The sequence below is a fragment of the Sphaerisporangium sp. NPDC051017 genome (genome assembly GCF_040683095.1).
Taxonomy (GTDB): Bacteria; Actinomycetota; Actinomycetes; order Streptosporangiales; family Streptosporangiaceae; genus Sphaerisporangium.
Window position 1 is genome coordinate 54,610 of sequence record NZ_JBFBCI010000048.1, and the last position, 12,292, is coordinate 66,901.

At 70.4% G+C, this 12,292-nt stretch carries 9 protein-coding genes; 3 read left to right on the forward strand and 6 right to left on the reverse strand.

The window, feature by feature from the left end; all coding sequences use genetic code 11:
* Window positions 1-133: 133 nt before the first annotated feature.
* The 5 genes from AB0M95_RS30075 to tkt form a co-directional block, all read right to left on the reverse strand.
* Complete coding sequence (locus AB0M95_RS30075) at window positions 134-1,045, reverse strand: glucose-6-phosphate dehydrogenase assembly protein OpcA (protein ID WP_363771644.1); 912 nt, start codon at window positions 1,043-1,045, stop codon at window positions 134-136.
* Window positions 1,046-1,091: 46 nt separating this feature from the next.
* On the reverse strand, window positions 1,092-2,819 hold the full coding sequence (zwf, locus tag AB0M95_RS30080; RefSeq protein ID WP_363771647.1) for a glucose-6-phosphate dehydrogenase: 1,728 nt from the start codon (window positions 2,817-2,819) through the stop codon (window positions 1,092-1,094).
* Entirely contained in the window at window positions 2,819-4,453 is a 1,635-nt protein-coding gene (locus AB0M95_RS30085) for a glucose-6-phosphate isomerase (protein ID WP_363771649.1), read from the reverse strand. Before AB0M95_RS30085 ends, zwf begins: the two co-directional genes overlap by 1 nt.
* 126 nt (window positions 4,454-4,579) lie before the next feature.
* Window positions 4,580-5,689, reverse strand: coding sequence for a transaldolase (gene tal / locus AB0M95_RS30090; RefSeq protein WP_363771651.1), 1,110 nt, complete (start codon window positions 5,687-5,689; stop codon window positions 4,580-4,582).
* A gap of 13 nt (window positions 5,690-5,702) precedes the next feature.
* Window positions 5,703-7,814, reverse strand: a complete 2,112-nt coding sequence (gene tkt / locus AB0M95_RS30095) for a transketolase (protein ID WP_363771654.1) — start codon at window positions 7,812-7,814, stop codon at window positions 5,703-5,705.
* A 422-nt stretch (window positions 7,815-8,236) separates the two neighbouring features.
* On the opposite strand from tkt, the gene AB0M95_RS30100 reads away from it, so the two are divergent.
* The gene (locus AB0M95_RS30100; RefSeq protein WP_363771656.1) at window positions 8,237-9,166 is read left to right on the forward strand and encodes a heme o synthase; all 930 of its coding nucleotides are present in this window, start codon (window positions 8,237-8,239) and stop codon (window positions 9,164-9,166) included.
* A gap of 104 nt (window positions 9,167-9,270) precedes the next feature.
* Here AB0M95_RS30100 and AB0M95_RS30105 read toward each other — a convergent pair whose 3' ends face one another.
* Window positions 9,271-10,704 (reverse strand): FAD-binding oxidoreductase, encoded by a 1,434-nt coding sequence (locus AB0M95_RS30105; protein ID WP_363771659.1) that lies wholly within the window; start codon window positions 10,702-10,704, stop codon window positions 9,271-9,273.
* A 219-nt stretch (window positions 10,705-10,923) separates the two neighbouring features.
* On the opposite strand from AB0M95_RS30105, the gene AB0M95_RS30110 reads away from it, so the two are divergent.
* Both AB0M95_RS30110 and AB0M95_RS30115 read left to right on the forward strand, forming a co-directional pair.
* On the forward strand, window positions 10,924-11,409 hold the full coding sequence (locus tag AB0M95_RS30110) for a hypothetical protein (RefSeq protein WP_363771662.1): 486 nt from the start codon (window positions 10,924-10,926) through the stop codon (window positions 11,407-11,409).
* 114 nt (window positions 11,410-11,523) lie between these two features.
* Window positions 11,524-12,003, forward strand: a complete 480-nt coding sequence (locus AB0M95_RS30115) for a hypothetical protein (protein ID WP_363771665.1) — start codon at window positions 11,524-11,526, stop codon at window positions 12,001-12,003.
* Window positions 12,004-12,292: the final 289 nt, after the last annotated feature.

Here is a 12,292-nt window from a genome sequence, read left to right on the forward strand (position 1 = left end):
AGAAGAACCGTCCTTACGAACCTTACGAATGTCGCCAACCTTATGAAGCCGAAGATGCCCCGGCGAGACGGGAGACGTCCCGGCGTCCGTCCCATGCTCGCGGGACGGACGCCGGGACGCGCCCACCATGAGCTCAGAAGCCGTCGTACCCGGCGACGCCCCTGATCGTCTCCTCGTACACCTCGTCGGGGTCGAGGCGCCGCAGTTCCTCGGCCAGGAGGTCGGCGGTCGGCCTGCGGGCCAGCGCCACCTGGCGGTCCGGCTGCCCGGGCCGCTTCAGGGTGGCGGTCCGCGAGTCGTGCCGCTCGACGGCGACCTCGCCGTCCCGCGTCCGCAGCCGCACCGCCGTGAGGCCCGGGCCCTTGGACTCGGTCACGTGGATCGGCGCGTCCAGCTTGCCCGACAGCCAAACCGCCAGCAGGCGGGCGCTCGGGTGGCCGGGCTCGGCCTCGACGTAGCCGTCCAGCACCTTGCCGACCGGCTGGTCGAACGCGGCGGCCAGCAGGCTGCGCCAGGGCGTGATGCGCGTCCACGCCAGGTCGGTGTCGCCGGGCGTGTAGCCGTGGATGCGCGACTTGATCGCCGACACGGCGTCGGGGGCGGAGCGGGCGTCGGTGACGCGGCGCTGGCCGTAGACGCCGACCGGGTCCTTGCCGGGGGCGTGCGGCGCGTCGCCGGGCCACCACACCACCACGGGGATGTCGGTGAGCAGCAGCGGGGCCAGTACGGAGTCCGCGTGCTCGGTGAGCTCGCCGTACAGGCGGAGCAGGACGACCTCGCCCGTCGTCAGCTCCCCGACCCGGATCTCCGCGTCCAGGCGGGTCGCCTCCTCGCGCTCTCTCGGGATGACCGCGAGGATACGGGACGGGTGCTCGCGCGAGGCCTCGGACACGGCGCGGACCGCGTCGTACTGGTTGCTCTCGTCGCACACCACGACGACGGTGAGCACCATGCCGACGGCGGGCGCGCCCACCTGGTGGCGCAGGCGGGTGAGCTGCGCGGCGATCTCGGAGGCCGTGGTGCTCCCCATCAGGAAACTGGTCACAGCGCCTCCCAAGAGCCGGCGGGACGGATCACAGCGGAAACAACGGTCACAGCCGCCTCCAGACGCGCCCGTCGCGGGCCATCATCTCGTCGGCCGAGGCCGGGCCGCCCGTGCCGGCCGAGTAGCCCTCCGGACGCCGGCCGCTCTCGGCCCAGAACCGCTCGATCGGGTCGAGGATCATCCACTGCAACTCGACCTCGCGCTGGTGCGGGAACAGCGGCGGGTCGCCGATGAGCACGTCCAGCAGCAGCCGCTCGTAGGCCTCGGGGGACGACTCCAGGAACGCCTCGCCGTAGGCGAAGTCCATGTTGACGTCCCGGACCTCCATGGCGGTGCCCGGCACCTTCGAGCCGAAGCGCACCGTGATGCCCTCGTCCGGCTGGATGCGGATCACCAGGGCGTTCTGCCCCAGGATCTCGGTGTCGGTCTTACTGAACGGCAGGTGCGGCGCCCGCTGGAACATCACGGCCACCTCGGTCATGCGCCTGCCGAGCCGCTTGCCGGTGCGCAGGTAGAACGGGACGCCCGCCCAGCGCCGGTTGGCGATCTCCAGCTTGACGGCGGCGTAGGTCTCGGTCCTGGAGTCCGGCGGGATGCCGTCCTCCTCCAGGAAGCCCTTGGCCGGGACGCCGCCCTGCCACCCGGCGGTGTACTGGCCGATGGCCGTGGCCAGGCTCATGTCCTCGGGGAGGGTGACGGCCTCCAGGACCTTCTCCTTCTCACGGCGCAGCGCCGCCGCGCCGAACGCGGTCGGGTCCTCCATGGCCACCAGCGCCATGAGCTGCAGCAGGTGGTTCTGGATGACGTCCCTGGCCGCGCCGATGCCGTCGTAGTACCCTGCCCGGCCGCCGACGCCGATGTCCTCGGCCATCGTGATCTGCACGTGGTCGACGTAGCCGCGGTTCCAGATCGGCTCCCACAGCGTGTTGGCGAACCGCAGCGCCAGGATGTTCTGGACGGTCTCCTTGCCCAGGTAGTGGTCGATGCGGAACACCGAGTCCGGCCTGAAGGCCGAGTCGACGACCGCGTTCAGCTCCTGGGCGGTCTTCAGGTCGTGGCCGAACGGCTTCTCGATCACGATGCGGCGCCACGCCCCGGGCGACGGCCTGTGCAGGCCGGTGCGCTTGAGCTGCTCGATGATCAACGGGAAGTACTTCGGCGGCGTCGAGGTGTAGAAGGCGTAGTTGCCGCCCGTGCCCCGGGTCTCGTCGATCTCCTTCAGCACCATCGACAGCGCGTCGAAGGCCCCGTCGTCGTCGAAGGCGCCGGGCACGAAGTGCAGGCCCTCACAGATCTGCTTCCAGACCTCCTCGCGGAAGGGCGTGCGCGCGTGCTCCTTGACCGCGTCGTGAGTGATCTTGGCGAAGTCCTGCGCGGCCCAGTCGCGCCGGGCGAACCCGACCAGGGAGAACCCCGGCGGGAGCAGCCCGCGGTTGCCCAGGTCGTAGATCGCCGGCAGTAGCTTGCGCCGCGCGAGGTCGCCCGTCACGCCGAAGATGACCAGCACGCACGGCCCGGCCACCCGCGGCAGCCGCTTGTCGCGCGGGTCGCGCAGCGGGTTGGCCTCGGCGACCTCCAGGGTGGTGGACGTGGTCACGGCGGTCACGGCCTCCTCGGCGGTCACGGCCTCGTCGGAGGCGGTCGAGGGTTCCTGCGCGCGCGCCGCCTCGTGCGCCGCGCGGGCGAGCACGTCCGCCGACGGGCCCCCGGCCGGTTCGGCGGGTCGCGCCGTGCCGTTCTCGGAGGCCGGGCCCGGCCGCTCGCTGGCGTTCATCAAACCTCCCGTGCGGCGTCGAGCAGGTGCCTGACGCCGGCCTTGCGATCGGTGAGGTGGAGGCGCAGGGCCGGACGTCCCCGCCCTCGCTGCGCGTCGAGGTCGCCGAGCGCCTGCGCGAGCTGCAGCCTTCCCAGGGTGTACGGCTTGCCGGGCACCTCGAGGTCCTCCTCGACGGCGCCGGTGATCTGCAGGAACACGCCGTTCTGCGGGCCGCCCTTGTGGTACTGCCCGGTCGAGTGCAGGTAGCGGGGACCCCACCCGAAGGTGACCGGACGCTCGGTTCTGATCGACAACAGCCCCTGCAGGCTGGCCGGGTCGTGCGCGGCCCAGATGTCGGTGATCTCCTCGAACGACGCCTCCGGCGGCACCGGCACGTCGAACGCGGCCTCGCGGTCCAGGAAGGCCAGGATCGCCAGGTAGCCGCGGTCGGGGATCTGCTCCAGCAGGTGGGTGAACACCCCAGCGAGGTCCTTGACGTGCGCGGGGAGTTCGCCGTACACCTCCACCGGCCCGTCCACCAGCGCCGGCGTGCCCGTGGGCAGCGGGCCGTCGCCGGACTCGCTCAGGATGCGGGCGGTGTTCTCCTTCGACTCGGCGACGTTCGGCTGGTCGAAGGGGTTGATGCCGAGCAGCCGCCCGGCGACGGCGGTGGCGTACTCCCAGATGAGGAACTGGGCGCCGAGCGGGCCGTCGAGCTGCACGTGCCCCTCGGTGTCGACGCCGGCGACGATCTCGTCCTCGGCCTCGGTCGGGTCGGCGCCGACGACGGGCAGGATGCCCTTGCCCTGCTTGCCGGTGGACTCGGCGATGAGCTGCTCGATCCAGTCGGGAAGCCCGTTGATGGGGGAGAGGCCGTCCTCCAAGACGAGCTTGTCGCTCCCGGCGAGGGCGGCGGTGCCGAGCGCGGCGCCGAGCGTCAGGCCGGGGTTGGCCTCGGAGCCCTCGGCCAGACGCGGACGCACCTCGGCGGCGTCGTCGAGGAGCCGCGCGACCTCCACCCCGGCCAGCGCGCTCGGTACCAGGCCGAACGCGGTCAGCGCGCTGTAGCGGCCGCCGACGTTCGGGTCGGCCAGGATGACGGTGTACCCGGACTCGATCGCGAGCTGCTCCAGGGGAGAGCCGGGGTCGGTGACCACGACGATGCGGTCGGCCGGGTCGATGCCGGCGTCGCGGAACGCCTTCTCGTAGACGCGGCGGTGGCTGTCGGTCTCGATCGTCGAGCCGCTCTTGCTGGACACGACGAGGATCGTGCGGTCCAGGCGGTCGGCGAGCGCGCGCCGCACCTGGCCGGGGTCGGTGGTGTCGAGAACGGTGAGCGGTACGTCGGCCGTGGCGCAGATGACCTCGGGGGCCAGGGAGGAGCCTCCCATGCCCGCCAGCACGACGTGCTCCAGGCTCTCGGCCTGGGCGCGCTCGACCAGTTTGGTGATCTCGGGCAGCAACTCGCGCGAGGTGGTGGGCAGGTCGAGCCAGCCGAGGCGTATCCGCGCCTCGCTCTCGGCCTCCGGCCCCCACAACGCCGCGTCGCCGGTGGACAGCGCCTCGGGGACGCCCTCCTCGGCGAGCCTCCGCACGGCCTCGGAAGCCTCCGTGGCTACGGCCTCGTCACCGAACGTTACAGACATATCCATCCTTAAAGGTGTCTCCTCGCACGAGGGCGGGCCTGCCGAGGCGCCGCGCGGTACTCCCGCGGGCGCCGGGTAGGCCGAGGGCCTACCCGGCGCGCCGCCGGGAACCAGGTCCGAGCCGCCGGACGCTCAGCTCGCCTTCTTGAGCTCGGACTCGACGGTCCCGAGCAGCTCGTTCCACGAGGTGACGAACTTCTCGACGCCTTCGTCCTCCAGTGCCCTCACCACGTCGTCGTAGTCGATGCCGGCCTGCTTGAGCGCGGCCATGGTGTTCCACGCCTGCTCGTAGTGCGGCCGGACGGTGTCGCCGTCGATGTTCCCATGATCGGCGGCCGCGTCGAGCGTCTTCTCCGGCATGGTGTTGACCGTGCCGGAGGTGACGAGCCGGTCGACGTACATGGTGTCGGGGTACTCGGGATTCTTGACGCCCGTGGACGCCCACAGCGGCCGCTGCGGGCGGGCCCCGGCCGCCTTCAGCGCCTGCCAGCGCGGGCTGTTCATGACCTCTTCGTACGCCGCGAACGCCAGGCGGGCGTTGGCGACGGCCGCCTTGCCCTTCAGCTCCAGCGCCTCCGGCGTGCCGATCTTGTCCAGGCGCTTGTCGATCTCGGTGTCGAACCGGCTGACGAAGAAGGACGCCACCGACTCGATCTTCGACAGGTCCAGGCCCGCGGCCTTCGCCTGCTCCAGGCCGGTCAGCCAGGCGTCCATGACCGCGCGGTAGCGCTCCAGCGAGAAGATCAGCGTCACGTTCACGCTGATCCCCTCGGCGAGGGTCTGCGTGATCGCCGGCAGCCCCGGCAGCGTCGCGGGGATCTTGATGTGGACGTTCGGGCGGTCGACCAGCCACCACAGGGCCCGGGCCTCCGCGACCGTCTTCTCGGCCGCCTCGGTGGCCAGGCGCGGGTCCACCTCGATGGACACCCGGCCGTCCGTCCCACCTGTGGCGTCGAAGACCGGCCGCAGGACGTCGGCCGCCCAGCGGATGTCGAAGGTCGTGATCGCCCGGATCGCCTCGCCGACGTCCACGCCGCGCACGGCCAGGTCGCGAAGCTGGGTGTCGTAGGCGTCGCCCTTGCTCAGGGCGGAGGCGAAGATCGTGGGGTTGGAGGTGACACCGGTGACGTACTTGTCGCGGATCAGCGACTGCAGGTCGCCGGTGCGCAGGCGCTCGCGGCTGATGTCGTCCAGCCAGATCGACACGCCCTGCTCGGTTAGGCGCTTCAGGTTTTCGCTCATGACGGTGAGTCCTCTAGTTTCCGGTGGTGTGACCCTGGTCGGCCCCGGTCCTGGCGAGGCTGCCCTTGGCGGCGGCCGCCACACGTTCGGCGGTGAGGCCGAACTGCTCGTACAACGTCTTGTACGGCGCCGACGCGCCGAAGTGCTCGAGACTCACGACCTCACCTTCCTCCCCTACGAACTCCCGCCAGCCGAGCGCGATTCCCGCCTCCACCGCGACCCGCGCCCTGACGGACGGAGGAAGGACCAGCTGCTTGTAGGCGTCGTCCTGCGCGTTGAACCACTCCACGCACGGCATGGAGACCACGCGGGCCGGGATGCCCTCGTCCTCCAGGATGCGGCGCGCGTCCACGGCCAGCTCGACCTCGCTGCCCGTGCCGATGATGACCACGGCCGGCTGCCCGGTGGACGCCTCCTCCAGGATGTAGCCGCCCTTGGCGACCTTCTCGAAGTCGGACGACCCCTCGTAGACCGGGAGGTTCTGACGGGTCAGCGCCAGCGCCGCCGGGCGGTCGGTGTGCTCCAGGACGGCCTTCCACGCGGCCGAGGTCTCGTTGGCGTCGGCGGGCCGCACCACGTCCAGGCCCGGGATCGCGCGCAGCGCCCACAGGTGCTCCACCGGCTGGTGGGTCGGGCCGTCCTCGCCGAGGCCGATCGAGTCGTGCGTCCAGATGTAGGTCACCGGCAGGCCCATCAGGGCCGCCAGGCGCACGGCCGGGCGCATGTAGTCGCTGAAGACCAGGAAGGTGCCGCCGTAGGGCCGGGTGCCGTTGTGCAGGGCGATGCCGTTGAGGATCGAGCCCATGCCGTGCTCGCGGATGCCGAAGTGCAGCGTGCGGCCGTACCGGTTCCCGGGGAAGGCCTTGGTCTGGTACTCCTCCGGGATGAAGGACGGCTCGCCCTCCATGGTCGTGTTGTTCGACTCCGCCAGGTCGGCCGAGCCGCCCCACAGCTCCGGCAGCACCGGCGCCAGCGCGGTCAGCACGGTGCCCGACGCCTTGCGCGTCGCCATGGACTTGCCAGCCTCGAAGACCGGCAGGGCCTCCTCCCAGCCCGCGGGCAGCTTGCGCACGATCACGCGGTCGAACAGCTCGGCGTTCTCCGGGTACTCCGACCGCCACTCATCGAACGTCTCGTTCCACTTCGCGTGCAGGGCCCGGCCGCGCTCGGCGACCTCGCGGGCGTGGGCGACGACGTCGTCCGGGGCGATGAAGCTCTTGGACGGGTCCAGGCCGAGGATCTCCTTGGTGGCGGCGACCTCGTCCGCGCCCAGCGCCGACCCGTGGATCTTGCCGGTGTTCTGCTTGTTCGGCGCCGGCCAGCCGATGATCGTGCGGAGCTTGATCAGCGTCGGGCGCTCGGTCTCGGCCGCCGCCGCGCGGTACGCCTCATACAGCTTCTCGACGTTCTCGACGTACTCGCCCGTCTCGGTCCAGTCCACGCTGATCACGTGCCAGCCGTAGGCCTCGTACCGCTTGGCGACGTCCTCCGACAGCGCGATCGCGGTGTCGTCCTCGATCGAGATGTGGTTGGCGTCGTAGATGACGTTGAGGTTGCCGAGCTTCTGGTGGCCCGCGATCGAGCTCACCTCGTGGCTGATGCCCTCCTCGATGTCACCGTCGGAGGCGATGCACCAGACGCGGTGGTCGAACGGGCTCTCACCCGGCGCGGCGTCCGGGTCGAACAGGCCGCGCTCGCGGCGCTGGGCCATCGCCATGCCGACGGCGTTGCCGATGCCCTGGCCGAGAGGGCCCGTGGTGGTCTCGACGCCGAGCGTGTGCCCATGCTCCGGGTGGCCGGGCGTCAGGCTGCCCCACTGGCGCAGCGACGCGAGGTCGTCGAGGGTCAGTCCGTAGCCGGAGAGGAAGAGCTGGATGTAAAGGGTCAGGCTGGAGTGCCCGGCGGACAGGACGAAGCGGTCACGCCCCACCCACGCCGGATCGGTGGGGTCATGGCGCAGGACGCGCTGGAACAGTAGGTACGCGGCCGGGGCAAGGCTCATCGCGGTGCCCGGGTGGCCCGAGCCCGCCTTCTCGACCGCGTCCATGGACAGGGCGCGTATGACGTCGACGGTGCGCCGATCGAGGTCGCTCCACTCAAGGTCTGGCACGAGTTCGCTGCTCAACTGCTCGATCTCCTATTGGCTATAAGGCGCCGGCTCGGCTCTGCGGCCCGTCCGGTCTGGTCGTTCCTCCCCACACCGGACCTTAATGGGTCGTTCCCCATACCGTAGATGCAACCTGCGTCTAACCTGTGACCGGGCAATGTGGGGCTCACATCGTTAGTTCCATCCCCTCGAGAAGCGGTATGGAACGCGATCCGCGCCACGGACGGCACGCCCACCCCGAGGGCTCGCGGCAGGGCCGCCCGCCGGGGCCGGCGAACCTCCCACCGGGCCACTCGCCCAGGTGGCATTCGCCCCCGATGCCGGGACCGGCGACTCCCCGCACTACAGTGAGTCCTCGAAGTCTGGCTCATGCCCGCAATCACGGACCGCTCTAATAGAGGTTACGCGTTGACCCCGCTCCCGCTGGAAGCGCCTTGACGGTGCTCACGACAAAGCCGCCGGCCGTCCCGCTCGCCGGCGCCCGCCGATCGCCGCTCGCGGTCGTGCGCGCGTACGTCGCGCTGACCAAGCCGCGGATCATCGAGCTGCTGCTGATCACGACGCTCCCGGTGATGTTCCTCGCCGCGCGGGGCTTCCCGCCTCTCTGGACCGCCGTGGCCACGCTGGTCTTCGGCACCCTGTCCGCGGGCAGCGCCAACGCCTTGAACTGCTACATCGACCGGGACATCGACGCGACCATGCGCCGCACCCGCCGCCGCCCGCTGGCGATGGCGGCGGTCGCGCCGAGGAACGCGCTGATCTTCGGCATCGTGCTCGGGGCGCTGTCGACGCTGGGCCTGGCGCTCACCGTGAACACCCTCGCCGCCGGGCTCTCGCTCGCCGCGATCCTCTTCTATGTCCTCGTGTACTCGCTGGTGCTCAAGCGCCGCACGCCGCAGAATGTCGTGTGGGGCGGCATCGCCGGCTGCATGCCCGTGCTGATCGGCTGGGCCGGCATCACCGGACGGGTCGACTGGGCGCCGGTGGTCCTGTTCGGAGTGGTGTTCTTCTGGACGCCCCCGCACACCTGGACGCTGGCCATGCGCTACCGCGAGGACTACGCCGCCGCCGCGGTCCCGATGCTGCCGGTCGTCGCCACCGAGCGGCGCGTGGTGGTCGAGTGCATCGCCTACACCTGGGCCACCGTGATCTGCTCGCTGCTGCTGTGGCCGATCGCCGGCACGACGCCGGTGTACGGCATCGTCGCGGCCGTCCTCGGCGCGGTGTGCCTGTTCGAGGTCTACCGGCTGCTCGGCAGGGTCAACGCCGGCAAGACCGGTGTCGCCCTCCGTCCGATGCGCTTCTTCCACTGGTCCAACGCCTACCTGGCGCTGCTGTTCCTCGCCGTGGCGGTCGACTCCCTGCTCTGAGCGCGGCTCGTCGGCGCGTTCCCCACCCATGGCGGAACGCACGGCACGCCGATCGCGCAAGAGGAGCGAGGCGCCCCTCCGGGGAAGGGCGCCGGCCATGAGCGTCAGCGGCCCGAGATGATGTTCGCGACGCGGGCGTAGGCCGACGTGCGCCTCATCTGCGCGTGCTCGTGGCGGTCGGCCGCGCGGAACAGCGTGTAGATCATCTGGACGCCGATCCAGCGCAGCGGCTCCGGCTCCCACTGGCGCACCTGGCGCCCCACCCAGGGCAGCGCCGTCAGCTCGGTGTCGCGGCGCAGCACCAGGTCGCGCAGCGTGCGCCCGGCCAGGTTGGTGGTCGTGACGCCGCTGCCCACGTAGCCGCCCGCCCAGCCGAGGCCGGTCGCGTGGTCCAGGTGGACGGTCGAACACCAGTCGCGGGGGACGCCCAGCACGCCGCACCACGCGTGCTGGATCCTCGCCCCGGCCGTGGCAGGGAACAGCGTGGTCAGGATCGCGCGCAGCGCCGCCACCGTCCGGGGCTGCGTGGCGCCGCGCACGTCCGTCCGCGAGCCGAAGCGGTACGGCACGCCCCGGCCGCCGATGGCGATGCGCCCGTCGGCGGTCCGCTGCGCGTAGCAGTACGCGTGCGCCTCGTCGCCGAGCAGTTCCCGGTCCCGCCAGCCGATGCGCTCCCACACCTCGTCCGGCAGCGGCTCGGTGACGATCATCGAGCTGTTCATGGGCAGCCACTGGCGGTGCTGGCCCTTGATGCTCGCGGTGAACCCCTCGGTCGCGCGGATCACGTAGTCGGCGGTGACCGTTCCCTTCCTGGTCACCGCCTCGGCCCTGCCCTTCCCGTTCCTCGGGCGGATCTCGGTCACCGTCGTGCCCTCGAACACGTCGACGCCGAGCGCCTCCACGGTGTTGGCCAGGCCGGTCGCCAGCTTGGCGGGCTGGATGCGGGCGCAGTGCGGGCTGTACATCGCCGACAGCGCGCCGGCGACGCTGATGCGCTCCTCCTGCTCCTCGCGGCTCAGCAGGCGCATGTCCTGCTCGCCGAAGCCCCAGGTACGCAGGTCGGCCAGCTCCGCGTGCATGCGCCGGTTCTGCGCGGGATTGGTCGCCACGTGCACCAGGCCGCCCTTGTGGACGTCGGCCTCGATGCCCTCCGCGCGGGTGACCTCGATCACCTCGTCCACGGCGTGGAACATCGCGTGCTGGAGGTCGATCATCGCCTGGCGCCCGCGTGCCGCCGCGTGCCGCTCCCGCGACCCGGCGAACTCCGCCGACAGCCATCCGCCGTTGCGGCCGGAGGCGCCGAACCCGGCGAACTCCTTCTCCAGGATCGCGATCCGCAGGTCGGGCTGGGCCTTCTTCAGGTAGTACGCGGTCCACATGCCGGTGTAGCCGCCGCCCACGATGGCCACGTCGTAGTCCCGTGGCCCGGGCAGCGCGGCACGGCGAGCGGGCAGCCCGATCTGCCGGTACCAGAACGACACCCCGCCGTTCTCGAAGTCGCGGGTCAGGGGGATGCCGTTAAGTTCGCTACTGCTCATGCCGTTCACACCGTTCGTACTGATTTTTACGCCTGCCACAGGATGCCGTGCCCCCCGCTCACGTCAACGCGCAGGGTACGGCCAACGCGTTCGCCCCCGCGATCCCATAACGAACCGGCAACGCCCCGCCACCGCGCACGATCGGAGAAGTAGGGCTGGAGATGCTCGTGGGGGAGGACGGGTGCTCTGTGATGAACTTACGGGAGGTGCGTCATCGCCGTGACGAGAAGCGCGCGGACGTCGCTCAGGATCTCGCGCACGAGGCTCGGAGCGGCCACACAGGCGCTCGGCTGCGGCATGGTGGTCGTGATCGCCCTGGTGTGGGCCGTCGGTGGCGCGTGGGTCGACAACTACCTGGTCGCACAGGGCCGTGCCTACTGCGACGCCGGGTGGGAGCCCCCACATCAGTTGGAGCTCATGTTCCTCCTCCCCGCGCGGATGCTGCACTTCCCGGTCGTCGCGCTGGTCTCGGCGATCGCGTCCCTGCTGTTCAACCCGCTCGCCCTCTGGTCGCCGCTGGGCCGCTGGAAGGTCACCCGCGCGATCTTCAGCGTCCTGGCGATCGCGGTGGCCCTCGCCGGTCCCTTCCTGCTCGTCCTCCACGACTTCGAGACCCTCGGCACCCTCGACGGCTACCCCGGCGATAGCGGCCTGTGCCCACCGGACAACATCCCCCCGTGGTGGCCGTCATGGCTTCCGGCGTGACCCTCGGGGGAGCCGGCCGATGAGAAGGGAGGAAGAGCAGATTTCTTACTCGCTGAAATAGATCGCTGCCCACGGAATCGGGTGGTTGACGATGACCTGCGAGGTCTGCGCGTAATGAGCTTGCGTACGGTGCGGATCATCGTCGCGGCGGCGTTCATCGTGGTCGTCGGTACGGGAGTGTTGGCCGTCATCCGCGCGAGGGCGTTGCTGGACAACCTGACCATGACACCCGACCCGGCGTGTGTGTCGCAGAGCATCGCCGACAGCGACGCGTTGGCGAATGAGATCGCACCGCTCCTGCCGTCGACGCGTCCTGACGACATGGGCGGCCGTCTCGGCTGCGAACCAGACGAAGCTGGCGCGTGGATAGAGGTCGAACTGCCCAACACGTCAATAGAGGACGCCATGCGGTCGTTCGTCCCTCCCGCGTGGACGCCGGTTTCGGCGCGCGAAGCCCAGGAGCAGGCAGAACCCGGCGAAACGGTTCTGGGCGTGACGGGCGAAATCAACGATCGCCAGGTCAGAGTCTTCGCGTCCCAGAGCCGATCCGGGAAAGGCCCCGTCCGAGTGGCGGCCTGGTTTCTGGATGACTGAGTCCACCCCTGCGATACGGGTTCACGTCCGCCGCGAACAGGTTTACGCCCGGCGTATTCGGGTTAAGGTTCGGCGACGCGCCGGGTAACTAATGGCTCTCCGAGACCGATGGCACCCCGTCGGTCGAGAAAAGCTCATCCGCGGATGCTCGCTCCTGTCAGATGACGGACCTGCGGTTACTCGGCTTCTGTGACGATCTGTATGGGGCTCCTGACGAAAAGCGCATTGACACTTCTCCTGACCTTGATCACTATGGGTGCGTTTGTAGTGCTTTACGTCTGCTTTATGT